Source organism: Stenotrophomonas sp. DR822 (genome assembly GCF_019793815.1).
Lineage (GTDB): Bacteria > Pseudomonadota > Gammaproteobacteria > Xanthomonadales > Xanthomonadaceae > Stenotrophomonas > Stenotrophomonas indicatrix.
On sequence record NZ_CP081826.1, the window covers coordinates 2,576,169 to 2,601,498 of the forward strand.

The 25,330-nt window shown below is 68.3% G+C and carries 25 protein-coding genes; 7 read left to right on the forward strand and 18 right to left on the reverse strand.

Annotated elements, in window-relative coordinates:
• Positions 1 to 16 precede the first annotated feature (16 nt).
• A complete protein-coding gene (locus tag K5K93_RS11945; RefSeq protein WP_222387989.1) occupies positions 17 to 694 on the reverse strand; it encodes an Ivy family c-type lysozyme inhibitor in 678 nt (225 codons plus the stop codon).
• A gap of 129 nt (positions 695 to 823) precedes the next feature.
• On the opposite strand from K5K93_RS11945, the gene K5K93_RS11950 reads away from it, so the two are divergent.
• Positions 824 to 1,279 carry a nuclear transport factor 2 family protein gene (locus K5K93_RS11950; protein ID WP_261311841.1) on the forward strand — a complete coding sequence of 152 codons (456 nt, stop codon included), beginning with the start codon at positions 824 to 826 and terminating at the stop codon, positions 1,277 to 1,279.
• Between the two features lie 96 nt (positions 1,280 to 1,375).
• Here the strand turns inward: K5K93_RS11950 and K5K93_RS11955 are convergent, their stop codons facing one another.
• The 5 genes from K5K93_RS11955 to K5K93_RS11975 all read right to left on the reverse strand — a co-directional run bounded on the left by K5K93_RS11955 (position 1,376) and on the right by K5K93_RS11975 (position 4,466).
• Positions 1,376 to 2,401, reverse strand: a complete 1,026-nt coding sequence (locus tag K5K93_RS11955; protein WP_032978039.1) for an NAD(P)H-dependent glycerol-3-phosphate dehydrogenase — start codon at positions 2,399 to 2,401, stop codon at positions 1,376 to 1,378.
• A 20-nt stretch (positions 2,402 to 2,421) separates the two neighbouring features.
• Positions 2,422 to 2,940 carry a protein-export chaperone SecB gene (gene secB / locus K5K93_RS11960; protein ID WP_025875931.1) on the reverse strand — a complete coding sequence of 173 codons (519 nt, stop codon included), beginning with the start codon at positions 2,938 to 2,940 and terminating at the stop codon, positions 2,422 to 2,424.
• Positions 2,941 to 3,039: 99 nt separating this feature from the next.
• Positions 3,040 to 3,477 carry a rhodanese-like domain-containing protein gene (locus K5K93_RS11965; protein ID WP_025875933.1) on the reverse strand — a complete coding sequence of 146 codons (438 nt, stop codon included), beginning with the start codon at positions 3,475 to 3,477 and terminating at the stop codon, positions 3,040 to 3,042.
• 57 nt (positions 3,478 to 3,534) lie between these two features.
• Positions 3,535 to 3,966, reverse strand: coding sequence for a hypothetical protein (locus K5K93_RS11970; RefSeq protein ID WP_222387991.1), 432 nt, complete (start codon positions 3,964 to 3,966; stop codon positions 3,535 to 3,537).
• 32 nt (positions 3,967 to 3,998) lie between these two features.
• Positions 3,999 to 4,466 carry a YiiD C-terminal domain-containing protein gene (locus K5K93_RS11975; RefSeq protein ID WP_032951885.1) on the reverse strand — a complete coding sequence of 156 codons (468 nt, stop codon included), beginning with the start codon at positions 4,464 to 4,466 and terminating at the stop codon, positions 3,999 to 4,001.
• 33 nt (positions 4,467 to 4,499) lie between these two features.
• Here K5K93_RS11975 and K5K93_RS11980 point away from each other — a divergent pair, with 33 nt between their 5' ends.
• The 3 genes from K5K93_RS11980 to K5K93_RS11990 all read left to right on the forward strand — a co-directional run bounded on the left by K5K93_RS11980 (position 4,500) and on the right by K5K93_RS11990 (position 7,687).
• Positions 4,500 to 5,288: a uroporphyrinogen-III synthase gene (locus tag K5K93_RS11980; RefSeq protein ID WP_222387992.1), complete on the forward strand. Its 789-nt coding sequence runs from the start codon at positions 4,500 to 4,502 to the stop codon at positions 5,286 to 5,288.
• 104 nt (positions 5,289 to 5,392) lie between these two features.
• Complete coding sequence (locus K5K93_RS11985; RefSeq protein ID WP_059063155.1) at positions 5,393 to 6,373, forward strand: uroporphyrinogen-III C-methyltransferase; 981 nt, start codon at positions 5,393 to 5,395, stop codon at positions 6,371 to 6,373.
• Between the two features lie 6 nt (positions 6,374 to 6,379).
• Complete coding sequence (locus tag K5K93_RS11990; protein ID WP_222387993.1) at positions 6,380 to 7,687, forward strand: heme biosynthesis HemY N-terminal domain-containing protein; 1,308 nt, start codon at positions 6,380 to 6,382, stop codon at positions 7,685 to 7,687.
• A 152-nt stretch (positions 7,688 to 7,839) separates the two neighbouring features.
• On the opposite strand, the gene K5K93_RS11995 is transcribed toward K5K93_RS11990, so the two are convergent.
• Positions 7,840 to 9,135: an acetyl-CoA C-acetyltransferase gene (locus tag K5K93_RS11995; RefSeq protein ID WP_222387994.1), complete on the reverse strand. Its 1,296-nt coding sequence runs from the start codon at positions 9,133 to 9,135 to the stop codon at positions 7,840 to 7,842.
• A 93-nt stretch (positions 9,136 to 9,228) separates the two neighbouring features.
• Between K5K93_RS11995 and K5K93_RS12000 the strand changes: the two genes are divergently transcribed.
• Complete coding sequence (locus tag K5K93_RS12000) at positions 9,229 to 10,116, forward strand: hypothetical protein (protein WP_222387995.1); 888 nt, start codon at positions 9,229 to 9,231, stop codon at positions 10,114 to 10,116.
• A 115-nt stretch (positions 10,117 to 10,231) separates the two neighbouring features.
• Here the strand turns inward: K5K93_RS12000 and K5K93_RS12005 are convergent, their stop codons facing one another.
• From K5K93_RS12005 to K5K93_RS12040, 8 genes are all read right to left on the reverse strand, one after another.
• Positions 10,232 to 10,864, reverse strand: a complete 633-nt coding sequence (locus K5K93_RS12005) for a superoxide dismutase family protein (RefSeq protein WP_208081703.1) — start codon at positions 10,862 to 10,864, stop codon at positions 10,232 to 10,234.
• Between the two features lie 33 nt (positions 10,865 to 10,897).
• The gene (locus tag K5K93_RS12010; RefSeq protein ID WP_025875951.1) at positions 10,898 to 11,467 is read right to left on the reverse strand and encodes a superoxide dismutase family protein; all 570 of its coding nucleotides are present in this window, start codon (positions 11,465 to 11,467) and stop codon (positions 10,898 to 10,900) included.
• 93 nt (positions 11,468 to 11,560) lie between these two features.
• Positions 11,561 to 13,009 carry a nitrogen regulation protein NR(I) gene (gene ntrC, locus K5K93_RS12015; RefSeq protein WP_222387996.1) on the reverse strand — a complete coding sequence of 483 codons (1,449 nt, stop codon included), beginning with the start codon at positions 13,007 to 13,009 and terminating at the stop codon, positions 11,561 to 11,563.
• Positions 13,002 to 14,063 carry an ATP-binding protein gene (locus tag K5K93_RS12020; RefSeq protein ID WP_033832857.1) on the reverse strand — a complete coding sequence of 354 codons (1,062 nt, stop codon included), beginning with the start codon at positions 14,061 to 14,063 and terminating at the stop codon, positions 13,002 to 13,004. The genes ntrC and K5K93_RS12020 overlap by 8 nt, the downstream gene beginning before the upstream one ends.
• A 107-nt stretch (positions 14,064 to 14,170) precedes the next feature.
• Entirely contained in the window at positions 14,171 to 16,216 is a 2,046-nt protein-coding gene (locus K5K93_RS12025) for a TonB-dependent receptor (protein WP_222387997.1), read from the reverse strand.
• A gap of 80 nt (positions 16,217 to 16,296) precedes the next feature.
• Positions 16,297 to 16,599 carry a hypothetical protein gene (locus K5K93_RS12030; RefSeq protein WP_222387998.1) on the reverse strand — a complete coding sequence of 101 codons (303 nt, stop codon included), beginning with the start codon at positions 16,597 to 16,599 and terminating at the stop codon, positions 16,297 to 16,299.
• 109 nt (positions 16,600 to 16,708) lie between these two features.
• The gene (locus K5K93_RS12035; RefSeq protein ID WP_222387999.1) at positions 16,709 to 17,866 is read right to left on the reverse strand and encodes an MltA domain-containing protein; all 1,158 of its coding nucleotides are present in this window, start codon (positions 17,864 to 17,866) and stop codon (positions 16,709 to 16,711) included.
• Between the two features lie 67 nt (positions 17,867 to 17,933).
• Entirely contained in the window at positions 17,934 to 19,442 is a 1,509-nt protein-coding gene (locus tag K5K93_RS12040) for an alpha/beta hydrolase (protein ID WP_222388000.1), read from the reverse strand.
• A gap of 127 nt (positions 19,443 to 19,569) precedes the next feature.
• Between K5K93_RS12040 and K5K93_RS12045 the strand changes: the two genes are divergently transcribed.
• Both K5K93_RS12045 and K5K93_RS12050 read left to right on the forward strand, forming a co-directional pair.
• A complete protein-coding gene (locus K5K93_RS12045; protein WP_222388001.1) occupies positions 19,570 to 21,279 on the forward strand; it encodes a sensor histidine kinase in 1,710 nt (569 codons plus the stop codon).
• Entirely contained in the window at positions 21,267 to 21,974 is a 708-nt protein-coding gene (locus K5K93_RS12050; protein ID WP_093820895.1) for a LytTR family DNA-binding domain-containing protein, read from the forward strand. The genes K5K93_RS12045 and K5K93_RS12050 overlap by 13 nt, the downstream gene beginning before the upstream one ends.
• Positions 21,975 to 22,044: 70 nt before the next feature.
• On the opposite strand, the gene K5K93_RS12055 is transcribed toward K5K93_RS12050, so the two are convergent.
• From K5K93_RS12055 to K5K93_RS12065, 3 genes are all read right to left on the reverse strand, one after another.
• Positions 22,045 to 22,791, reverse strand: coding sequence for an N-acetylmuramoyl-L-alanine amidase (locus K5K93_RS12055; protein WP_093820897.1), 747 nt, complete (start codon positions 22,789 to 22,791; stop codon positions 22,045 to 22,047).
• Between the two features lie 547 nt (positions 22,792 to 23,338).
• The gene (gene amt, locus K5K93_RS12060) at positions 23,339 to 24,769 is read right to left on the reverse strand and encodes an ammonium transporter (protein ID WP_093820204.1); all 1,431 of its coding nucleotides are present in this window, start codon (positions 24,767 to 24,769) and stop codon (positions 23,339 to 23,341) included.
• A gap of 22 nt (positions 24,770 to 24,791) precedes the next feature.
• Positions 24,792 to 25,130, reverse strand: a complete 339-nt coding sequence (locus K5K93_RS12065; RefSeq protein WP_004134334.1) for a P-II family nitrogen regulator — start codon at positions 25,128 to 25,130, stop codon at positions 24,792 to 24,794.
• Between the last annotated feature and the right edge of the window lie 200 nt (positions 25,131 to 25,330).

The window sequence follows — 25,330 nt, forward strand, 5'->3', positions numbered from 1 at the left end:
CCGGCGTTACCGCCCATCATTCGCAGGAATCGCCTTCTTCCTTCAGCATCGCTTCGTCCACCGGCCGCTCGCGCTCGATCAGCGCACGCTGCTCTGCGTTCGGCTCGCCCAGCCACCACACGTTGCAGCGGGTGGTAAGGCGGCCGACCATCTTCGAGTGCGTCGGCGAATACAGCATCGCCAGCGCGGTGGTCGAGCACTGGTGCGCCTGACAGGCGGTGTAGAGCCACCACGGCTCGCCCTGCAGCACCATCAGTTCGCCAGGCCCGCTGGGACCGCTCAGCAGGCGTTCGCGCAGCGAGGGGATGTTCTTGTCGGGCGATTCGGCCGCTGCAGTGTTCTTCAGCAGGGCGTCGAACGCGGCCAGCACCTTCGGGTCCTTGCGGCCGCAGTCGTCCACGGTGTTGCCGCCGACCAGGGTGAAGAAATAAGTCGCCAGCGGATTGTCCGCGCAGGTGAGTTCGGCGCCGGGGGTCTCACCTTCCGGCTCGCCTTCGTTGTCCCACACCGACGGGTCCACGCCGTCTTCGACGGAAGGCGCGTTCTCGACCACCGTGGCCGTGGCGGCTGGGGCTTCCGTCGGCGCAGCAGTAGCGGCGGGTGCAGCTGCGGTGCCTGCTTCCTGTGCCGGTGCCTGCGTGCACGCGGCCAGCAACGCGACCAGCCCTGCCATTCCCATCATTCGAGACGTCATTCCCTGTCCTGTGTCCATTCGCCCAGCCGGCGACCGCGTGATTCTACCCGCCAGCCAAGGTGGATACTCTGGCAATCACGCCTCCCATCACCGCCAGGATGCAGACGTATGTGCCATTCAAGACTTGCCGTGATTCTTCTCAGTGGCCTGTTGCTGACCGGGCCTGTTGTTGCGCAGGAGCCCGCCGCACCCTCGCCCGCCGCACGCCTTGCCGATGTGGCCCTGCCCGCCGCGCTGGATCGCGTGCTGCGCGATTACGAACAGGCGTGGCGCACCGGTGATGCGAAGGCGTTGGCGGGATTGTTCGCCGAGGATGGTTTCATCCTGCAGAGCAACCAGCCGCCCGTGCGCGGGCGCGCGGCGATCGAGGCGGCGTATGCCGGCCAGGGAAGCAGCCCGTTGCGGCTGCGTGCGCTGGCCTATGCCGCAGAGGAATCCACCGGTTACATCATTGGTGCCTACACCTACGGCAACAACGCAGGCGATACCGGGAAGTTCACGCTGACGTTGAAGCGCGTGGCGGGTGGGCCATGGATGATTTTTTCGGACATGGACAACACCAACACGCCGCCGCAGTCGCGGTGATGGGCGGTACGGGTTCCACGGTAGATCCACGCCATGCGTGGATGGGTTTCGCGCATGCACAAAAAAAACCCCGGCGCTGGGCCGGGGTTTTTCGGTTCACTTGAACAGCGTGTCCGGATATTCCGGCTTCTGTTCGCGTGCCAACAGCGCACGCAATCCTTCTTCCGGGGTCTGCTCGCCATGCAGCACGGCGCGCACGCGGTCGGAGATGGGCAGGTCGATGCCATGACGGCGCGCCTGTCGCATCACTTCGTCGGCGGTCTGCACCGACTCGACCACCTGGCCGATTTCGCGGATGGCGTCCTGCAGCGTCTGCCCGCGGCCCAGGGCCAGGCCCAGGCGGCGGTTGCGCGACAGGTCACCGGTGCAGGTCAGCACCAGGTCGCCCAGCCCCGCCAGGCCCATCAGCGTTTCCGGCTTGGCGCCGATCGCTGCCGCCAGGCGCAGCATCTCGTTGAGGCCACGGGTGATCAGGCCGGCACGGGCGTTCAGGCCCAGCTGCATGCCATCGGCCACGCCGGTGGCCACGGCCAGCACGTTCTTCATCGCACCGCCCAGCTCGGCACCGACCATGTCGTCGCCGGTGTAGGCGCGGAACGCCGGACCGTGCATCGCCTCGGCCACCGTCTGCGCGAACTCGGGCACGTCGCCGTGCACGGTGATCGCGGTCGGCAGGCCCAGGGTGACTTCCTTGGCGAACGACGGCCCGGTGACAACGGCCAGCGGCACGTCCTCGCCCAGCACTTCGCGCGCCACTTCATGCAGGAAGCGGCCAGAGCCGGGCTCGAAGCCCTTGGTGGCCCAGGCCACACCGGCACCGGCCGGACGCAGCGGTGCCAGCGCGCGCACGGTTTCACCGAATGCATGCGACGGGGTCACCACCAGGATCCAGGCGGCACCTTCCACCGCCGACGCGAGGTCGGTGGTGGCGCGCAGCGATTCCGGCAACGGAATGCCCGGCAGGTAACGCGGATTCTCGTGGCGCTGGTCGATGGCCTCGACCACGGCGGCATCGCGCCCCCACAGCACGGTCTGGCGACCGTGGCGGGCGAGCAGCGTCGCCAGCGCGGTTCCCCAGGAACCGGCGCCGAGTACGGCAACCTTGTCAGCGGTAGTGCTCATCCGTGACGTCGCGGCCGGGATCAGGCGTTGCCGGCCGGCTCGGAGTCAGCCAGCGACGGTGCGTCGCCCTGCTCCTGGCGCTGGCGCAGGGTTTCTGCGTACAGGCCTTCGAAGTTGATCGGCTGCAGGAAGAACGGCGGGAAGCCGCCGGCCTGGATCAGGTCGCTGACCAGCTGGCGCACGTACGGGAACAGGATGTTCGGGCACTGGGTGCCGAGCAGCACGTCGATCGACTGCGGGTCCAGGCCGACCAGGCCGAACACGCCCGCCTGCTTCACTTCGGCCACGTACGCGGTGCGCTCGCCGGCCTGGCAGGTCAGGGTCACGGCCAGCACGACTTCAAAGGCATTCTCGCCCAGACGCTGGACCTGCTGGTTCAGGTTGAGCTGCAGTTCCGGCTGCACCTGGTCGTTGAAGATCGACGGGGCATTCGGCGACTCGAAGGAAACGTCCTTGACGTAGATCTTCTCGACGGTGAACGCGGGGCCGGTGGCGGCATCGACCGGCGCGACAGCGCCGTTGGTGGTCTCTTCGGACATTTCCAGTAACTCCAGTGAATGCAATGAAAACGATGGTCGAATTACTGCGATGGGGGCGGCGGAGGGCGCAAACAAGGCCACATCCGCCACCGCCTGCTATCAGTTGCGGCCCTTGACCAGCGGCAGTTCTGCCTGCTGCCACGCGGGGATGCCGCCGTCGAGCACGAAGACCTTCTCGAAGCCGGCCTTCTTCAGCGCCTTGGCGGCGGTCTCGGACGCGTTGCCGCTGCGGCACACCAGCACCACCGGGGCCTGCTTGGCGTTGGCCACCAGCTTGTGCTCGGGGCCGAACGCGCTGGCCTGGGCACTGCGGCTGCCGGCGATGTGGCCCTTTTCGAAATCAGCGCTGGGCGACAGATCAACCACCACCGTGCCGCCGGCGTTGATCAGCTGGGTCAGTTCGGCGGGCTTGATGCCCTTGAAGCCCCGGAACAGGCGGCGGATTTCGGTGACGATGAGGGCCACGGTCAGGCCGACCAGGGCCGCGGACAGCATCGGGTTTCGGCCTGCGAAGGCCAGCAACTCTTCGTAATTCACTCAGGTCACGGGTCGATTAAGCGGGCGCCGATTGTCGCACAAGCCGGACGCGCCCCGTCACTGCCCCTGCCAGAGGTCCGGCAGGCCCGCACTCTGCCACCAGCGCTTGGCTTCCGGATCCCAGCGCCAGCGCTCGGTCACCACCACGGTGCGCTCGGCCTGGGTGTTCTGGTTGATCACCCCGATTTCGACCCGGCGCTCGACCTGGCCGCCGTCCAGCGATGCGCTGCTGCGCTCGCGGTAGGACGACACGCGCAGCTGCGCATAGCGGTTGAGCTCGAACTCGGTCGGCGGCTTGGACTTGCGCAGCCGCGGGTCCAGATAGGCGATGGCGTCGTCCATGCTGCCCCAGCGGATGGTGGCACCGTAGGCGATCTGGGTCTCTTCCAGCAGCTTGCGCTGCTTGCGGCTGAGGTCGTCGGCAGCGGCGCCGGCGGCGGCGCTGAGCAGCAGCAGGGAACACAGGAGGATCTGGATGAGGCGGCGCATCGGTGGGTTCCGCAGGGCGTCAGCCTGCCATCCTACCCTTTGGCGAAGGCAACGAAGCGACCGCTGAATTCAGCCGCGGCCTTGCCGTCGGCACCGGGCTGGGTGGCGACAATGCTGATGCGGGCCTTGCCGCGCTGGCGGAAGGTGGCCAGGAAGGTCTCCCAGGCGCCGCTTCCGGCCGCTTCGGCATGGGCGTGCAGGTCTTCATAGACCGGTGCCAGGTAGCGCAGGTTGCTGTCGGCCACGTAGACCTCGGCGTCGTGGCCAGCCAGGCGCAGGCGCAGGCTGACCAGCGCCCAGCCGGACAGGGTCAGCACCGAGGCCAGGCTGCCACCGAACGCATTGCCCTTGTCGTTTACGTTGGCCACCAGCGGCGCGGTGATGCGCAGCACGCCGTCGGCATAGCCATCCAGGCGGATCTGCATCGCGCGGACCGCCGGCATGCAGTCCAGCACGTCCTGCAGGGCAGCCAGCGAAGAGGTCAGGGCATCAACAGCCATCAGCAGCAACCACGACAACGAAGGGCCCGCATAATGACGGTAATGGCCAACCATACGATACCCACTGGCTGGACCCTGATCTCGCTGCGCCCGCAGGGCCAGCAGGCGGCGCTGCGCCACGCCGCAGCAGGGCTGGGAGGCCGTACCGTCGCGCTTTCGCCCTGGCGGCTGCAGCGTCTGCAGGGCAGCGCCGCGCGCCAGCAACTGCAACGGGCGCTGACCAGCGATCGGGTGGTGTTCACCAGCCCGGCAGCCGTGGCCGCAGCGGCCAGCCTGCTACCGCTGGCGACGGCGCAGCGCACTCCGTGGCTGACGGTGGGCGAAGGCACCGCGCGTGCCCTGCTGGCCCATGGCGTCGCTGACGTCCATGCGCCCCAGCGGATGGACAGCGAGGGCCTGCTGGCGATGCCGGTGCTGGGCGATGTGCGTGGCATGCAGATCGGGCTGGTGACCGCACCGGGAGGCCGGGGCCTGATTGCCGCTGAGTTGCAGGCAGCGGGCGCACAGATCACCCGCGCCGATGTCTACCGACGGCTGCCGCTGCGCTTGTCACGGCGCATGCTGGCGCGTTTGGCCCGTTCTCCGACGCCTTGGCTGCTGGCCATCAGCAGTGGCGAGGCATTGCAGCGTTTCTGGCAGCAGCTGCCTGGGCACTGGCAGCAGCGGCTGCGGGCAAACGCGATCGCGCTGGTGGCCAGCGATCGGCTGGGCGCACAGGCGCAGGCCCTGGGGCTGACCCGGGTGGTGCGCAGCGAGGGCCCTACCAGCGTTCAGTTGATGGCCGCTGCACACACTGCGCTCACCGGCCCGGCAGCGACCTGAACAGGCACCCGGCAGCGGCTTGCCGGTGTCGTCGGCAACAGTGATGCTGTGCACAACGCTGCCTGCCGGATCTGTTCCGGCATTGCCGCCGACAAGGAAGCCCGATGAACGACACTCTGCCGCCCGCCCCATCGCCCCATCGCCCCATGCGCTGGCTGCTGCCGCTTGCCGTGCTGGCGGTGCTGGGCGCGGGCGGCTATGCCGGCTACCACTATTGGCAGAAGCAGCAGAGCGACCAGCTGGCGCAGGCGCAGACCACCGCCGTGCAGCTGAAGGGGCTGGAGGCTACGGTCGAGGCCCTGCGCCGCGACCAGCGTGCTGCCAGCCAGCGCTTGCAGGATGCGGCCACCACCAACCGGGTGCTGCGCGACGAAGTGCTGGGCCTGTCGCAACGCAGTGCCCTGCTGGAAGAAAACCTGGCCAAGCTGGCCGACAGCGCCAACCAGGGCCGCCAGGCCGTGCAGCGCGATGAGGCCGAACTGCTGCTGACCCAGGCCGCACAGCGGCTGGCCTTTGCCGATGACGTGGAAGGCTCACGCCGACTGTATGCGCTGGCCGCCACCGCATTGGCCGATCTGCCCGACAGCGACGGCCTGAACCTGCGCCAGGCACTGGTGCAGGAACGCAACGCGCTGGATGCGCTGGGCGCTGGCCCGCGCGTGCTGTCACTGCAACGCCTGGACGCGCTGGGCAAGGCCCTGCAGGGCCTGCCTTCGCAGATCGCGCAGACGCCGGCCAACAACACCGCAAAACCGTGGTGGCAGGCCGCGCTGGCGCCCTTCGTGGATATCACCCCGAGCCGCCTGAACGGCCCGCTGACGTCGGCCGAGCGCGCCACCATCGATACGGCGCTGCAGCTGGAACTGACCCTGGCCCGTGCAGCGATCGAGCGGGGCGACGGCAAAGGCCGCGATGCCGCGCTGAACAGAATCGATCTCTGGGCGCAGCGGCGCTGGCCGGATTCACCGGACCTGCGCGCGCAACGTGCTGAACTCCATGCCCTGCGCTCGCTGCCATTGCAGGCCGATGACACCGTGCTTGGCAGCACCCTGCAACAACTGCGTACCCAGACCGACCGGAGGTAAGCCCGTATGAAACCCCTGCAATCACTGGTCGTGCTGTTGCTGGCAGTGGCCATTGGCGTCGTTGCCGCGCAATGGCTCGGCACCGATGACCTGAACCGCTACGGCGAAGTGACCCTGCGCTATGGCGGCTACGACTACCACAGCAACCTGCCGAAGGTAGCGCTGCTGTCGGTGATCGGCGTGCTGGTGCTGTGGCTGCTGTGGAGCCTGATCGCCGCGCCGTTCCGTGCCTGGGGCCGCTACCGCCGCAAGCAGGGCCGAGTGCGTCTGATCGATGGTCTGCTGGCCTATGAGCATGGCCAGTGGCAGCGCGCCGAGAAGCTGCTGGATGGCGCCGCCAAGGATCCGGAAGTTAGTGGGGTTGCCCTGGCCAATGCCGTGCGCAGCGCGCAGGTGCGGGCCGATGCCCCCGCTGCCGAGGCGCTGCTGCAGCGCTTGGGCGAAAGCGATGCGACCTTGCAGGCACTGCTGCGTGCCGAGCAGCTGTTGGCCAACGATCTGCCGGTGGATGCGATCAAAGCATTGGATGTGGCAGCGATCCAGCCGCTGCCGCCGCGTGGCCTGTGGCTGCGTACCGAAGCGCTGGCACGTGCTGGCCGCGCGCACGAGGCTTACGGCCAGCTGGGCGCGCTGCGTCAGACCAAGGTGCTGCCGGCCGAGGCCAGCAGCGAGCTGGAAGCACGCCTGGCCGCGCAGGCACTGCTGGAAGCGGGCGACGTCAACGCCCTGGCTGCGCAGTGGGAAGCCACGCCGAAGGCGCTGCGACCGACCCCGGACGTGGTTGCCGCCTACGCCACCCGTGCAGTTGCACTGGACTGGGACGAACCGGCACTGCTGGCGCTTGAGCAGGCGCTGGACCACCGCTGGGATGACGAACTGGTGGCCGTGTATGGCCGTCTGCCGGCCGAACGTCTGGCCACGCGCCAGGCCAACCTGCAGCGCTGGCGCAACGTGCATGACGACTCGGCGGCCCTGCGCCTGGCCCAGGGCCGCATCGCGCTGGCGCAGCAACAGTGGGACGCGGCCGATGCGTTCCTGCATGAAGCCATCGCCGCGGGTGCCGGTGCCCCTGCGTGGGAAGCGCTGGGCGAAGCCTTCGCGCAACGTGGCGAACACGTGCTGGCCGCGCAGTGCCTGGCCAACGCGCTGCGCCTGCAGCGTGGCGAAGACAGCGTGGCGCTGGTGCGTGCACCGGCAGCGGTGGTTGACCCGCCGCTGCATGCGACCGTCGAGGAGCAGTCGATTGCACCGCTGCCGCCGGTGTACGACGCCAATGAAGAGCGCGACGCGTTCGGCAACCCGCGGATGCCGTGACCCTGGCTGAAGGTGTGCCGACCAACGGTCGGCACCCACCTGAGGATGCAATTTCGGTACCCACCGGAGGATGCAATCAACGAAAACGCCGCCCATCGGGCGGCGTTTTCAATTCCAACGCTGCCGGCCAGCGGCCGGCACTACCGTGGCGTTCAACGTTCGACGATCGCCACCACGCCCATGCCGCCGGCGGTGCAGATCGACACCAGCGCACGGCCACCGCCGCGCTCGGCCAGCTGCTTGGCCGCCGTGGCGATCACGCGTGCACCGGTGGCGGCGAACGGGTGGCCGGTGGCCAGCGACGAACCCAGCAGGTTGATCTTGTCCGGGTCGATGCGGCCCATCGGCGCATCCAGGCCGAGGCGGTTGCGGCAGTAATCCTCGCTCTCCCACGCACGCAGGGTGCACAGCACCTGTGCGGCGAAGGCTTCGTGGATCTCGTAGATATCGAAGTCCTGCAGGGTCAGGCCGTTGCGCTTGAGCATCTCCGGCACGGCCACGGTCGGTGCCATCAACAGGCCTTCGCCGTGCACGAAATCGACGGCCGACACGTGTGCGTCGCGCAGGTAGGCCTGCGGCTCGTGGCCATGCGCGCGTGCCCACTCTTCGCTGGCCAGCAGCACGGCGGCGGCGCCATCGGTCAGCGGGGTGGAATTGGCTGCGGTCAGGGTGCCACGGCCGGATACCTTGTCGAAGGCCGGCTTCAGCGTGGCCAGCTTCTCCAGCGAGGTGTCGGCACGCAGGATGTTGTCGCGCTCGACGCCGCGGAACGGTGCGATCAGGTCATTGAAGAAGCCGCGCTCATAGGCTGCGGCCAGCTTCTTGTGCGAGGACACCGCCCACGCGTCCTGCGAGTCGCGCGAGATGTTCCACTCCTTGGCCATGTCCTCGCAGTGGTCGCCCATGCTCTTGCCGGTACGTGGCTCGGCCACGCCGGGAAACTCCGGCTTGAGCTCGGCCAACTTGAAGCCGGAGGTCAGTGCGCGGATCTTGTCGCCGGTGCTCTTGGCACGGTTGGCCGCCAGCAGACGCGCACGCAGCTTCTTGCCGTACACGATCGGCACGTCGGAGGTGGTGTCCGAACCACCGCCGATACCGGACTCGATCTGGCCCAGGGCGATCTTGTTGGCAACGGTGATGATGCTGTCCAGCGAGGTGCCGCAGGCGCGCTGCAGGGTGATGCCGGGGGTCAACGGCGACAGGCCCGAGGACAGCGTGGCTTCGCGGCCCAGGTTCCAGTCGCTGGAGTGCTTGATGACCGCACCCATCGCCACTTCGCCCAGCTGCTGGCCGTGCAGGCCGAAGCGCTCGACCAGCGCTCCCAGCGTACGCACCGACATGCCGAGGTTGCCGACATCCGAATACGCGGTGTTCTGCCGGCAGAACGGAATGCGGACGCCACCGAGGATGGCGACGGGACGAGCGTTGGGCATGGAGATACCTGGCATGGATGAGGGTGTCTGCAACATGGCCTGCACGACAGAGCAGGCATAATGGGGCCAAGTGTAGCTGCCGCCCTGTGATGGGCCAACCGTGGAACCATGAGCAAACCCGACCCTGCGATGAATGCCCTTGGCGTGCTGGCCCTGGAACTGGCCGGCGGCGAAATCCCCCGCCAGGCGGTGCTCAGCGCTGAACAGGCCGGTGAACTGGCCGAACGCGTCGGCCGTGACCTGTCCAAGCTGGTGCCACAGGTGGCCGAGCTGGACCTGGTGTTCGCCGCCGCCCATTTCGATCCGGCCGAAGTGCTTCGCCCCGGCTGGCCGGTCCATCGCCGCCTGGAAGAACTGCAGATGCGCGCGCCCGGTAGCAACCAGGGCCCGCGCGTGCTGGCCTTCGGCGCCGATGCCAGCGGTGATGTGCCGCTGCCTTTCCAGGCCGACGCAAGCCTGGTTGGCGGTGGCCTGCGGGTGGTGCCGTTCCTGCTGACCGGTACCGACGTGGCCACCACGACAGCCGTGGCCGATGCGCTGGAAGAGGTGCTGCTGGCCAATGGCATGGCCCATGCCGATACCGCGCTGATGGCGCAGAACACGTTCGGTGCGCGCGTGGAGCACGCACGCTATTTCACCGTGAACGACCTGGCCGCGATGATGTCGATGCAGTACGACAACCAGGGCCTGGCCGCGCTGTGGCCGCTGATTGAAACCGCGATCATGGCCCCGGGCCAGGACGAGTGGCTGAGTGACGCGCCCGAGCCGCTGCTGCGCTATACGCAGGGCGAAGCGCGCATGGCGCTGTTCGACCCGGCCGGCTGGTGCGCGCATTACAACCACGGCAAGGGCGACTGCGAGCGCCTGCAGGGCATCTACGAGCAGTTCCTGATGCGCCAGCGGCAGATGGCCGCGGTGCTGGAAGCGCACGGTGTGCCGGTGCTGTTCGTGCATTGCGAAGCCGGCCAGGACGCACGCGAGCTGCTGGCGCGCTGACGTCCAGGTAATGCCGCCGGGCATGGCCCGGCGCTACCCACGCAATACGGTAGCGCCGGGCCATGCCCGGCGGCGCAACCGAAAAACGCCGGCTTGCGCCGGCGTTTTCGTTTTCTTACGGGGCCTTCTTGATTACCGCGCACGCCAGTCGCGCACCGGCGTTGCCGGTCGGCTGGGTCTTGTAGTCGTCCGCGTCGGCGTGGACGATCAGGCCGCGGCCGATGATGTCGAAATCATCACCCTTGCCGATGTTGACGTTGCTCGACACCGGGCCGTCGATGGTGGCTACGCCCTTGTCGTCGGCCTTGATGTTGGGCATGTCGCCACCGTGGTGCGGATCGGTGGCCACGTTGCCGTGGTCCTGCTTGCCCGGATTGAAGTGGCCGCCGGCGCTCATGCCGTCGGGCGCGCTGCAGTCACCCTTCTCGTGGATGTGGAAGCCGTGCTCGCTGCCCGGCTTCAGGCCACTGATCTGGCCGGACGCGTGCACCTTGCCGTCGACCAGCTTGAAGGTGATCGAGCCCTTGGTTTCATTGCCCTGGGTCGGTGCCAGTTCGGCAGTGGCCGAGGCATCGGCTGCCGGGGCCGCTGCGGTAGCCGGTGCAGTGGCCGGATCGGCCGGTGCTGCAGAGCCTTCGGCCGGGGTGGTGGCCGGGGCTTCAGCTGCCGGTGCTGCCGGCTGCTGGTTGCAGGCGGCAAGGCCCAGTGCAGCGATGGCCGCGAACAGCGAGGTGTGGATCAGACGCATGGAAACTCTCCTTGGGTAATGCCGGTGGTGTGATCAGCGGGTTACCCGGATCACGCCGCAGGCGATGCGGACGCCGGCATTGCCGGCGGGCTGGCTGCGATAGTCGTCGGCCCGGGCATGCACGACCAGTGCACGCCCGGCGATATCCGTGGCGGCGCCTCCGCCCAGGGTAACGCCCTTCAGATGCACATCGATGTTGGCACGGCCCTGCGCGTCGGCCTGCAGGTTGTCGATGTCACCGAGGTGGTGCTTGCCGCTGCCGGCACGACCGTGCGCGACACCGGCGGGATTGAAGTGGTTGCCGGCGCTGCTGGCGTCCACCGCGCTGCAGTCGCCGCGCTCGTGGATGTGGAAGCCGGCCTGCTGCATCGGCTGCAGGCCGCCGACCAGGCCGGTCAAGTGCACCCCGCCGCTTTCGGTCTTCAGCACCAGGCGGCCGCTGACGATGCTGGCCGAGGCTGGCGCCAGGTTGGCTTCGGCCAGCTGGGCCACGGGCGTGGTGACCACCGGCGGCGGTGTGGGCTGCGGCTTCTTCGGTGCGCTGCCACAGGCAGACAGGAGCACGGCAGCGGACAGCGGCAGAAGGGCGAAGGACAAACGCATCGAGGACTCCTTGCAGGTAACACTACGGACGGCATCGTCCATGGAGGATCAACAGTTCGGCAAGCGGGTGCGAGGATCGCGTGCAGGCATCGTTCAATGGCCGCCGCGGCGGCGACCGGCGCCCAGCTTGCGGGTAAGCGTATTGCGGCCGAGGCCCAAGCGCGCGGCGGCTTCGGCGCGACGACCGTGGGTGATCTGCAGGGCGGCCTCCAACAGGGCGTGGTCGACCCGTTCGCGCACCTGCGCGTGCAGGCCCTCGGTGCCCTCGGCCAGCTGCCGGCGTGCCCATTCGGACAGCAGCGCTTCCCATTGGCCCGGGTCACCGGCGGCCGTGCTGCTGCGCCGGCTGCGGGCGCGGTTGAGCGCGGTATCGACATCGGCCACGCCAATGGTATCGGCGGCAGCCAGTGCGGCCATGCGCCAGCATACGTTTTCCAGTTCGCGGACATTGCCCGGCCAGTCGTGCTCGCGCAGCGCCTGCAGGGCGGCGGCAGTCAGCCGCTTGGGCGGCGTATCGAGCCTGCGCGCGGCAGCGGCCAGGAAGGTGGTGGCCAGTTGCGCGATGTCCTCGCGGCGCTCGCGCAGCGGCGGCAGCTGCAAGCGCACCACGTCCAGGCGGTGCAGCAGGTCGGCTCGGAATTTTCCCTGCGCGACCAGCCCTTCCAGATCCTGGTGGGTGGCGGCGACCACGCGCACGTCGACGCGGATCAGTTCGCGTCCACCCACGCGGAAGAATTCGCCCTGGGCGAGCACGCGCAGCAGGCGCGTCTGCAACGGCAACGGCATGTCGCCGATTTCATCGAGGAACAGGGTGCCGCCGTTGGCCTGCTCGAAGCGGCCGATGTGGCGCCGCTGCGCGCCGGTGAACGCACCCGCTTCATGACCGAACAGCTCGCTTTCCAGCAGCTCGGCGGGAATGGCGGCGGTGTTCAGCGCGACGAACGGATGCTGCGCACGCGGTGATTCGCGGTGCAGCGCATTGGCCACCAGCTCCTTGCCGGTACCGGTTTCGCCGATGATCAGCACCGCCAATGGCGCCTGCGCGAGGCGGCCGATGGCGCGGAACAGCGCGCGCATCGGTGGCGTATCGCCCACCAGTTGCGGCGGCTGGTCGCTGGCGGCTTCTGCGGCGGGCGTCGGCGCGGCCATGGCCGGCGGCACCGCAGGCAGTACGCGCTGGGCCAGTGCCACCGCGTCGTCCAGATCGAACGGCTTGGACAGGAACTCGTGCGCACCGCCGCGGAACGCACCGGCGGTACTGGCGACGTCGGTGTAGGCCGACATCACCACCACCGGCAGCTGCGGCAGCGCGGCCTTCAGCTTGTCCAGCAGCACCAGGCCATCGTCGCCGGGCATGCGCACGTCGGTGAACAGCAGCGCAGGCGGCGGGCTGTCAGCCAGCGCCTGCAGTGCGGGGGCGGCGCTGTCGAAGTCGACCACCTGGTAGCCGGCCTCGCGCAGCGCGGTACACAGCACGAAGCGCACGGCGCGGTCATCGTCGACCACCCAGATGCATGGCGGGGACGCGGAAGACTCAGACATCGCGCGGGGCCTCCTCGGCGGCGGCGGTGCCGTTGCCGATCGGCAGCAGCAGGGTGAATACGGTATGGCCCGGACGCGACCGGTAGGTCAGCGTGCCGCGATGCTCGCGCGCGACCTGCTGGGCCAGCGCCAGGCCCAGGCCGGTGCCTTCGGCGCGACCACTGACCAGGGGCAGGAACAGGTGTTCGGCCAGTTCTTCGGGCACGCCGCGGCCGTCGTCGGCGATTTCCAGCCGCAACGCCAGGGTGTGCAGCTGCTCGGCGATGCGCACGCCGTGTTCAACGCGGGTGCGCAGGGTGATGTTGCCGGCACCGGCCTGGATGGCATTGCGCACCAGGTTCCATACCGCCTGGGTGAGGCGGTCGGCGTCGCCATCGAATTCGGGGATGCTGGGGTCGTAGTCGCGCTGCAGGCGCACCGCCCAGCCGGCCTCGTTCTCGGCCAGGCGCAGCACCCGCTCCAAGGCGGCGTGGATGTTCAGCGCCGCATGTGGCGCGGCGGGTGCCGGCGACAGCAGCTGCTCCAGCAGGCCATTGAGCCGCTCGATCTCCGAGCCGATCAGGTCGATCAGTTCGCGTTCGCTGGCATCGCGCTGCGCCGCGCGGCGGGCCAGCAGCTGTGCGGCGCCCTTCAACCCGGCCAGCGGATTGCGCAGTTCGTGCGCCAGGCCCTTCAGCGCTGCGCTGAGCGCGCTGGGCAGGGCCTGGGTCGGGTCGAGCCCGGGGAACTCATCGACCGGATGCGCCTCCAGCAGCCAGCCGCCATCGTCGCGGCGGCTCATCCAGCCTTCGGCAAACCGCGCGGCTTCGCCCGGCAGCGCCAACGCCAGCCGGTTCAGGCGCAGGCTGTCGCGCTCATCGCGGGCCAGGAAATGGGCCAGCGCCTCGCCCTGCACTTCCAGCGCGGCCAACGGCTGGCCGAGCAGGCGCCGGCCGCTGACGCCCAGCCAGCGCGCGAAGGCCGGGTTGCAGCCGGCGATGCGGCCATCGGGCCCGGCCCAGGCCAGCGGCGTGCCGAGGGCATCGAGGGACGGCGGGGGCGCGGGGTCGGACATTGCACCAATGTAGTGCAAAACGTGGGTGTGGGGTCAGAGCCCTTTCCTCGCGGAAAGGGCTCTGACCCCTGCAGGTCGAGCAAGCTCGACCACTACCGGCTTTGCGGTTACAGCTTCATGTTGAGCCCAACGAAGACCGCGCGGCCCGGGGCGGGCGAGAACATCGGGCGGGCGCTGTCCCAGAAGAAGCTGTCGTACCACGCGTAGGCATACTCGCGGCCGGTCACGTTCTTCAGCTGCAGGTCCACGCTCCAGGCCGGGGTGATCTGGTACTTCGCGCTGAGGTCGAGCACGGCGAAGCCGCCGAACGTGCCGGTGACGTTGCGCTCTTCCAGGTAGTAATCGCCCTGCGCGCGTGCCTGCAGGCCCAGCTGCAGGGCATCGCTGGCCTGGTAGTCCAGGCCGAGGTTGCTGATGTGACGCGGGGTGGCGGCCACTTCGCGTCCCTGCAGGGTCACGCCGGCGGCGCGGTCGTCGCGGGTGATCTTCGCCTCCTGATAGGCATGCGAAGCCCACAGCGTCCACGCGTCACCGAGCTGCGCGCTGATCTGCGCATCCACGCCGCGGCGGCGGGTCTTGCCCAGCGTGACCGTGGTGCCGGTGGCCGGCATGTTGGACACTTCGTTTTCCGCGTCCTGCTGCCATACCGCCAGCCGGGCCTGGCTGCCGGCGAAGGGCTGGAATTTCAGGCCCAGCTCCATGCCGGTGTTGGTGGAAGGCTGCATCGGTGCCTGCCCCGGGATGAGGTAGGCCGGCGCGGTGGAACCGGTCAGCACCTGGAAGGTACGGCCCCAGTTGGCGTAGACGTGGGTGTGCTCACCCAGACTGTGGATGACACTCAGCTTGGGCTGGCCGATGCTGCCGTAGTCCTGCAGGCGGCCGGTGGCGCCGCTCATCAGCCGGGTGTGGCCGCTGAAACGGTCCACGCGGTAGGCCGGCACGATCTTCCATGCGTCTGCTGGCTGGTAGATCGCCTGCACGTAAGCGCCCCAGTTGTCGAAGCTGTGGCGGTCGTTGTTCTGCATGCGTGCCGGTGCCTGGCTGAAATCGGTGGGCTCGGCGTAGGCGTAGCGCTCGCGACGGTAGCCGTTGTCCTGCTGCTCGTAGTTCAGCCCGCCTTCCACGGTAAGCATGGGGCTGGCCTGCCAGGTGAGCGTGCCGAGCAGGCCCGTCTGGCGCTCGTCCCAGACACGACGCTGGCGCGGCAGGTTACCGCTGGGCAGGTCACTGAAGGTCACCCGGCGGTCGTCTTCATAGCGGTTGTAGTACAGCCGCGTGCCGAAGGTCACCGCGTCGGACAGCTTCATGTCCAGGTGCGCGGCGAACTGGCGCATGTCGCGGTCATCGCCGTCATTGGCGTTGCGCAGGTCGCTGCGGCGGCGGCCCGCATCCAGCTCTTCCGCGGTCATGAAACCGGGTTCGTCGGCTTCATGGTGATAAGCGCGCGCCGTCAGGCCTACGCGCATCCCTTCGTCCAGCGAGCCGAAGAACCACTTGCCGCCCAGCGCGTATTTCTTCGAGGTGTCGTGGTCGCGGTAACCATCGCTGGCCTGGGTACCGACGAAGTAGTTCTGCGCGAAGCCGTCGGCTTCGCGGCCCACCGCCAGCTGCACATCGCGGGTGTTGTAGCTGCCATAGGCCAGTCGCCCGTCGGTGTAGGTGCCGCCTTGGCGCGTGCCGAAGTTCACGTTGCCGCCGATGTTGTGCAGGCCGTAGCGCGGATCGTTGGTACCGCGCACCACTTCGATGTAGCTGATTTCCAGCGGGAACAGCATGTCGATGAAGCGCTGGTTGCCGCTGTTGACGTTGCTGGGGATGCCGTCGATCAGCGTCTTGATGGCATTGAGGTAGCCCTCGCCGTTGAAGGCGCGGAAGCTGACCTTGCCCGACTCGGCGCCCTGCCGGGTTTCGGTCAGCTGGATGCCGGGCATCTGCCCGAGCAGTTCCCAGCTGTGCGACACGTTGCGGTTTTCGATCTGGTCCGCGCCCAGCACGTCCACCGAGGTCAGCACCTGGTGTGCGCTCAGCTGCCCCTCGCTGTGCTGGTGCACATCGACCTTGCCCAGGGTGAGCGCGGCGTCGGCGGACTGGGCGAATGCTTCAGGGGCGAACGGGGCGGCCGCGAGCGCGGCCACCAGCGTGGGAGTCTTCATCGGGAGGCCAGGGGGATGGAAATGAAACTTTATAACATTTCGATTCCGCCAGCCATCCGATGACTGCAGCTCCCTCGACCTTAGACGGGGTAGCCGGTGGCTTCCCGGGCCTTCTTCCAGGCAATTTCGAACTCGCGCGCGCTGATCTCGTCGTCTTCGTCGAAATCCATGAACGACAGCGGCTGGTCGGCCAGCACGAAGCGGTCATCGCTCTGGCCGGTTTCATCGGCCCACACGACCTTGGTCCCGTAGATTTCCACCTGGCGCACGATCTTCTCGCCACGGGCTTCCATCAGCACGTTGCCCTTGCCCAGGCCCGATTCGGCCCAGTGCTTGTAGTACTTCTTCGTGTTGGATTTTGCGTTGTTCTTTGCGTATTTCATTGCATGGGTCCTGGCCGCATGCGCGACCGGAAAGTTCGGAATGGCGCCATTATCAGGCATATGGGGGTCAGATCCCTGTCCTGCGGAGGGGGATCTGACCCCTGCTCACCTACTGCGGCAACGCCACACCCTTCGGCCACAGCAGCCACAGGTTGCCCTGCTGCTTCATGTCGCCGGCCAGCTTGCCGGCGGCATCGCCGCTGCCCCAGTACAGATCGGCACGTACCTCGCCGGCAATGGCGCCACCGGTGTCCTGCGCGGCCACCGGGCGTACCACCGGCGTGCCGTCCGGGCGCGTGGTGGACAGCCACAGCAGGCTGCCCAGCGGCACCACGGTGCGATCCACCGCCACGCTGTAGCCGGCGGTCAGCGGCACGTTCAACGAACCGCGCGGACCTTCCGGGCTGTCTGGGCTGCGCACGAAGAACACGTAGCTGGGATTGCTGCGCAGCAGTTCCGGTACGCGTGCCGGATGTGCCTTCGCCCACGCGCGGATCGCGTCCATGGTGACGTCTTCCTTCTTCAGCTCGCCCTGCTCCACCAGCCAGCGGCCGATCGCGCGATAGGGGTGGCCGTTCTGTTCGGCATAGGCCAACCGCACCTGCTTGCCATCGGCCAAGCGCACGCGGCCCGAGCCCTGGATCTGCAGCAGCTGCAGGTCCATCGGATCGGTCAGCCAGGCCAGCACCGGCGCCTTGGCCCCCTTGCTGGCGATGCTGCCGGCATCGTCGTAGGGCTTGAGCACCTTGCCCTCCACGCGACCGCGCAGGCGCTTGCCCTTCAGTTCGGGATAGACGCTGTCCAGCTGCACCACCACCAGATCATCGGGGGTGCCGTACACCGGCACGGTGGCGGTGTCGGTACGGGTGAGGCTGCCCGGATAGATGGGTTCGTAGTAGCCGGTGATCAGGCCGTCGGCGCGATGGCCGCCGGCGCGCAGGGAATAGACATCGAGATCGCGCTGCAGGAATGCGCGGATCGCGCTGGCGTCCTTGTCGGACACGGTGCTGGCGGTCGCGCAGGGCTTGGCCCAGGTCGCATCGTTCTTCAGGCGGGTGCAGCTGCTGCGCCAAGCGGCGAAGCCGGCCTGCAGGTCGGTATCCGTCACGGCCGGGAGAGCCTTCCAGTCGACCTTGGCGTAGGTGGCGGCAGGCGTTGCTGCGGCAGGCGCTTGCGGACGGGTGCCGGTGCTGGAACAGCCAGCAAGCACGGCAAGCGCGAGAAGGCTCCAGCACGTGCGGTTGAAGGGGGCGATGAGGTCAGTCATGACCCCAATGTAGTGCAATCGGGCGTGGCGCAGGACCGGAGGCGCGTCCTGCACCACAGGATGCGCCTTATCGCCTGCCGCCCAGCAGCTCACTGCTGCGGGTGGCGAACACCGGCGGCGGCACGTCCAGCACGGTATCGCTCACGACGCGGCCGGCGAGGAAGTCGATGATGTTGCGGGCGATGGCCGGGTTGCCTGTCCACAACTCGTTGTGATGGCTGGCATTGCGCACCAGCAGCGAGTGACCGTTGCTGAAGCCCGGCCGCAGCGCATCGGCATTGGCCGGGGGCGTACGCCCATCCAGCGTGCCGCTGATGAACAGAACCGGCACTTCACTGTGCAGCGGGCCGCGGAAGCCCTCACCCAGATCGGCCAGGCCGAGGCCCTCGCCGATGGCCGGGAACGGGAAGTTCAGCCCGTCGCCGAACAGGCTCTGGCGTGCCTGGGCTTCGGCCAGCGCCCGGCGCTGCGGGCTCTGCCCGGAGGCGACGTCCATTGCCAGGCCCATGGCCGGGAACTGTGCGAACTGGGCGCGCCCGATCAGCACCAGATCGGCCAGCGGGTCGTAGTTGCCCCTATCGGCCTCGCGCAGCACCAACGGCAGCCACTGCTGGGTGATGCGCTGCCCCAGCATGTTGGCGATGACGATCTGCGCGTCGTACAGGCCGATGGTGACCTGGCGACCCTCGTGCATGTGGCTGTGGCCTTGTCGCGGCTGCTCACGCAGTGCCTGCAGCACGCGGGTGACCGATCCGGCGAGATCGTCGAAGCCGTCTTTGCGCGCAAGCACCGCCAGCTCCTGCAGCAGCGCGTCGCTGCTCAGGGGCAGTTTCAGCGTATCGTCGGGACCTTCGGATCCCATCAGCACCACGCGATCAATACCGGCACCGTGCAGGCGCACCGTGGCCAAGGCCAGATGGGTGCCATAGCTCATGCCCCACAGGCTGATCTTCGGCACGTCCAGCGCGCGCCGCAGGTCGTCAAGGTCGCCGGCACTCTCGGCCGTGGTGTAAGCGCCGAGATCGACACCAGCCTGGCGCCAGAACGCTACACACTTCGCCGCCGTGGCCTGCACTGCGGCCAGGGCCGTATCGCGCTGCAGCGGTTGGGCGTCGTCGAAACGTGTTTCATGCGGACATTCCGGCGGCGGCTCGGACAAGCCGGCGCCGCGCTGGTCGAGCAGGAGCACGTCGGATTCGCGCCGCACCTGGTCGAACACCGGCCAGCGCGGACCACGTGCGGTATCGATGCCAGAACCACCCGGACCACCGGCCAGGTAGACCACCGGTGCGCCGCGGCCAGTGCCGGCCGTCGCACGCAGGCGCACCACCTTCAGGTGCAGGCGCGGACCATCCGGCTCGCTGTGCCGGCGCGGGACCTCCAGCGTGGCGATCTCGGCGGCAATATCGCCATGGTTCCTGGTCTGCAGCGTGTAGGGTTCGAAGGCCAGCGCTGCCGGACCGGCCTGCGCGGGAAGGGCGGTGGCGAGGGCCAGGCAGAGCGCGGCGAGGGTGACGGCCACGACAGGGCGACGAGCCTGGAAACTGCCGGAAGACGTACAGGGGCTGCGGGTCATGTTGAACTCCGATGGAAGGATGTGCGCCGCCAGCATCTGCTCCCTCGCAGTGCTGCGGACGCGTCCATCCGCCGAACGTCTCCAGACGCCGGTCCAATGTCTCCACACAACCGATACGATGGCCGCCATGCAGATCACACGAACCCTGGCTGTCCTTGCTGCGCTGCTTGCGGCAGTGGCTGCGTGGCTGATCGTGTCGATGCCGCCGCCGGAAATGAGGGTTGTGCAGGGTGCGCAGATGGCACCTGCGATTGCCGGTGCATCCGGCGGCCTGCCAACGCACCCACCGCAGAACCTGGCGTGGCGGCCGCTGGACCAGCAACAGCTGGCGCAGTGGCGTGGCCCCTACTGGCTGCGCTGGCAGGTGCCAGCGCCGGAAAGCGGCGCCGATCATGGACGTACAGTAAGGCTGTCGTTGCGCGCTGCCAGCCAGTTGTACTGGAACGGGATGCCATGGATCAGCAATGGCGTTGTCGGTCGCACGCCGGAAGAGGAGACGCCGGGGCGCGTAGACCTCGTGCGCGTGCTGCCACCGGCGTCGGGCAACGCCACCGATGAGCTGCTGGTGCTTGCATCCAGCCAGCAGCAGCGCTTCACCCTGCATGGCGCCGATGCGATGGTGCTGATCGCGCCGGCCCCCGTGCTTTACGGCCAGATCATCCTGCCATGGCTGATCGCGGCCTTCGCCACCGGTGCGCTGGCAGCCGCCTGTCTGTATTTCCTGGCGGTGCTGCGTGGGCAGACACGCACGCCCGGCGCGCGCCTGCTGCTGGCACTGGGTGTGGTGGGGCTGGCACTGCCCGCGGTCGAGGCGTGGCGATCATTGCTGGGCTACTCCTATCCCTGGCATGGCGTTCGCCTGGTCGCGCTGCTGGCCCTGCATGTGATCGCGGCGCTGCTGCTGCCGGCCTATCTTGCGCGTCGCTTCGAGGTAGCCGTGCCCAGAGCCGGTTGTTTCAGCTATCTGGCGCTGATCGCGGTCGCCACCATCGCGCTGCCCGGTTTCGACACCCGCTCTGCGGCGGTGCTGCTGTTGAGCCTGCTCGCTTCGACCTGGGTGCTGTTGCGGGCGCCTGCCGACCAGGAAGACCGATGGCCGATCCTGGCGTTGCTGTCTGCAGGCCTGCTGGCGCTGCTGGTCGCACGCGGTGCCTTCCTGGATGGCCCCTACTTCCTGCTGCTGGCGGTGCTGATGGTGTTCCTGCTGCTGCGCCACGCCGCCCAGTTGCAGGCGCTGGACCGGCACAACGGCTGGCTGCGCGAAGAACGCGCGCGACTTTCGTTGCAGTTGCTGCAACGGGGCATCCAGCCGCACTGGCTGATGAACACGCTGACCTGCCTGCAGGAGCTGATCGAGCAGTCGCCGATGCGCGCCAGCCGCCTGGTGGAGTCGCTGGCCGATCAGTTCGACCGCCTGCGCGACAGCAGCAGCCGCCAGAGCGTTCCCCTGCAGGATGAGTTGGCCTTGTGCCGTAGCCACCTGGATATCGTCGGCCTTGCCCTGGACCAGCGCATGGTGCTGGAGGTCGATGGCGAGGATGCGGCGATTTCGCTGCCGCCCGGCATCCTGCATGCGCAGGTGGAGAACGCGTTGACCCATGCCGGCGCTGTTGCCTGCGCACGGCACCCTTTCCGCCTGCACGTGCAGCGCGACAACGCGCGCTGGATACTGGAACTGCGCAGTGCGCGAGGCTCGGCCCCGCACCGCGGCCGTGGCACGGGTACCCGTTACATCGAGGCCAGCCTGGCGGCGGCCAGCCCCGCCGGCTGGAGCTTCGTGCAGGGCATCGACGGCGACTGCTGGTGCGGCCGGATCGAGCTGACATGCGCATCCTGATCGTCGAGGACGAGCCCCTGGTGCGACAGCGCCTGCTGCGCATGTGCGGCGAGTTGGCCGGCGCACGGGCGCGTTTGGATGCGGTGGCCGATCTGGAAGCGGCCGGAGACCGGTTGCAGCGCAGTGTCTACGACGGCCTGCTGCTGGACCTCAACCTTGGCGGCGACGATGGCTTCGAACTGCTGCGCCGCGCGGTGGCCGGGCGCTACCAGTGCGTGGTGGTGTCGGCACACCGCGAGCGCGCATTGCAGGCATTCGAACACGGCGTACTCGACTTCGTGCCCAAGCCCTTCTCACGCGAGCGCCTCGCCCAGGCGCTGGAACGGCTGCTCGACACCGGGGGTGTCCGCGCCGGTCGCGCGCGTTATCTGGGTATCTGGCGCGCGCAGGGCACAGCGACCGTCGAACTGGCGGACGTGCTCTGGATCCGCGCCGACGGCGACTACAGCCAGGTGCGTCTGCGCGATGGCCGCAGTGAACTGCATGACAAATCCCTGGCCGCGCTGGCCAGCGTGCTGCCGGCGGATTTCGTCCGCTGCCACCGTTCCTACCTGGTCAACCTGCGCCAGGTCCGCACGCTGCATGCGGCCTCGGGCAGTCGCTACTGGCTGGTGTTGAGTGACGGCAGCGAGCTGCCGGTTGGGCGCGCGCATGTGGCCACGCTTCGCGAAGCGCTGGGCATGGAAGGCGGGTAGCGCCGGACCATGCCCGGCGAGAAGCGGATCCCGCGCGGTGCGCTCGCCGGGCATGGCCCGGCGCTACCGGCTACGGGGTCTGCAGCAACAGCGAATGCAGGATGCGCGCGTCTTCGGCGTCGAGGGCTTTCGGCAGGGTGTCGCTGCCACGGAAACGGCGGTGGAACGCGGCGACGGCGGCCTCGCGGTTGTCCAGCGGATAACCAAAGCGCGCCAGCGCGGCCCATGCATCGAAGCCTTCCGGCGCAGCCCCATCGGCAGCGCGCGGCCACACGCCGAAACCGGCCTGCGCCAGCTGCTGCCACGGGAAGAAGCGGCTGGGATCTTCCTTGCGCGTCGGTGCCAGGTCGGCGTGGCCGATCACCTGCCGCGGCGGAATGTTCAGCCTTTCAGTGAGGTCGCGCAGCAGCACGACCAGCGATTCGATCTGCGCGGGGCTGAAAGGCGTACGGCCGTCGTTGTCCAGTTCGATGCCGATGGACGCAGAGTTGAGGTCGGTGATGGTGCCCCAGCGCCCGGAACCGGCATGCCAGGCGCGGCGTTCATCGGCCACCAGCTGGTAGCGATGGCCATCGGCGCCGATCAGATAATGCGCACTGACCGGCCCGCCGCTGTTGGCGGTACGCAGCGTGTGCAGGCTCTGCTGCACCGATTTCTGCTCGGTGTGGTGGATGACGATGATGACCGGCGTGCGCGCGTTCTGGTTCGGCGACGGCACCCAGGTGGCAAGCGGGTTGCGGGTTTCCTGCGGCGTGGAGGCACAGGCGGCCAGCAGCAGGCAGGCCGAGAGCATCAGGGAAGTGCGGATCGGGTGCATGGCCCGATTGTGCGCGATAAGCCCGGACGATGCAGTAGCGCCACGCCATGCGTGGCTGTGCCACCGACCGTGCCGACCAACGGTCGGCACCCACCAGAGCAGGAGTAGAGCCACGCCATGCATGGCTGGGCCACCGACCATGCCGACCAACGGTCGGCACCCACCAGAGCAGGAGTAGAGCCACGCCATGCGTGGCTGGGCCACCGACCATGCCGACCAACGGTCGGCACCCACCAGAGCAGGAGTAGAGCCACGCCATGCGTGGCTGGGCCACCGACCATGCCGACCAACGGTCGGCACCCACCAGAGCAGGAGTAGAGCCACGCCATGCGTGGTTGGGCCACCGGCCGTGCCGACCAACGGTCGGCACCCACCAGAGCGGGAGTAGAGCCACGCCATGCGTGGCTGGGCCACCGACCGTGCCGACCAACGGTCGGCACCCACCAGAGCAGGAGCAGTCCAGCGCAGGAGCAGTGCCAAGCAAGCTTGGCAACTACCAGAGCAGGTGCAGTGCCGACCAACGGTCGGCACCCACCATGTAGATGCATCAGGCCTCGTAGGCCGATTCACCATGCGAGGTCACATCCAGGCCGGTACGCTCGGCCTCCTCGGTCACCCGCAGGCCGACCACCACCTTGACCAGCAGCAGGATGGCTGCGGTCACCACGGCCGACCACAGCACGGTGAGGCCGACGCTGACCACCTGCACCCACACCTGGTGGCCGATATCCAGATCGGCCTTGGTGCCGCCCAGCGACTGCGCGCTGAACACACCGGTGAGGATCGCGCCGACGATGCCACCCACGCCATGCACACCGAACACGTCGGCGGTGTCGTCCACCTTCAGCAGGCGCTTGAGGCCGGTCACGCCCCACACGCAGACCACGCCGGCCACCAGGCCGATGACGATCGCGCCGAGCGGGCCGACGGTGCCGCATGCCGGGGTGATGCCGACCAGGCCTGCCACCGCGCCCGAGGCCGCGCCCAGTGCGGACGGCTTGCCCTTGCTGATCGCTTCCACCAGGGTCCAGCCCAGCACCGCAGCAGCGGTGGCCAGCACGGTGTTGAGGAAGGCCAGCGAGGCGACCGTGTCGGCGGCAGCGGCGGAACCGGCATTGAAGCCGAACCAGCCGACCCACAGCAGCATCGCGCCGATATAGGTGAACGGCACGTTGTGCGGCTTCAACGCGGTCTGCCCGTAGCCCAGCCGCTTGCCGACGAACCATGCAGCCACCAGACCGGCCACGCCGGCGTTGATGTGCACCACGGTGCCACCGGCGAAATCGATCGCGCCCAGTTCGCCGAGGTAGCCGCCGCCCCAGACGATGTGCGCCATCGGGATGTAGCTGAGGGTGAACCACAGCGCCGAGAACAGCAGCACCGCGCGGAACTTGATGCGCTCGGCGAAGGCACCGACGATCAGCGCGGTGGTGATGCCGGCGAAGGTCGACTGGAAGGCGACGAACAGGTAGTCCGGCAGGCCCTTGATCGGCGTGTTGCCCACCGACTCCGGGGTGAAGCCCTTGAGGAAGGCGAATTCGGTGAACGAGCCGAAGAACGGATTGCCGGCGCTGAACACTGCGCTATAGCCATAGGCCACCCACAGCAGCAGCACCAGCGAGAACACCACCAGGATCTGGCTGAGCACCGACAGCACGTTCTTCGAACGCACCAGGCCGCCGTAGAACAGGGCCAGGCCCGGTACCACCATCAGCAGCACCAGCAGGGTGGAGGTGAGCATCCAGGCGACGTCGCCATGGTCATAGGCGGGCGCGGCCACCGCTTCGGCAGCCGCCGGCGCAGCGGCGGTCGGGTCCTGCAAGGGCTCGACGGCCACGGCCTCGCTCTGCAGCGGCGTGACCTGGGCCTGGGCATGTGCACTGCCTGGCCAGGCACCGGCGGCCAGCGCACTGAACAGCATCAGCAGGCACACCAGATGGAACCGGGCTTGCCACCCGGTGAGAAGGCGCATCTTCATGGGGGAGTCTCCGGAAGGGGGCTTACAGCGCGTCGGCGCCGATTTCGCCGGTGCGGATGCGGATGACCTGCTCGACAGCGGTCACGAAGATCTTGCCGTCGCCGATCTTGCCGGTGCCTGCAGACGACTGGATCGCTTCGATCACAGCGTCGGCACGTTCGTCGGTGACCACGGTTTCGATCTTGATCTTGGGCAGGAAGTCGACAACGTACTCGGCACCGCGATACAGCTCGGTGTGACCCTTCTGGCGGCCGAAGCCTTTCACTTCGGTCACGGTGATGCCCGACACGCCGGCATCGGACAGGGCCTCGCGGACCTCGTCGAGCTTGAACGGTCGGATGATGGCGGAGATCAGTTTCATGCGCATGTCCCGATGGTGGATGGGGCCAGCACGCGAACGCGCGATGGCATCAGGCAACCACGGGCCATCGTGGTGATGGCCGTGGCTGTTGCACCGGACACGAAACGGGCCGGGACAGCCGTGCCTCTCTCCTTGCACGGCCGACGCGGGAGGGAGGGCGGCCCATGTCGCGTGTCCGGTCTCTCTCTTGCCCCTGGATC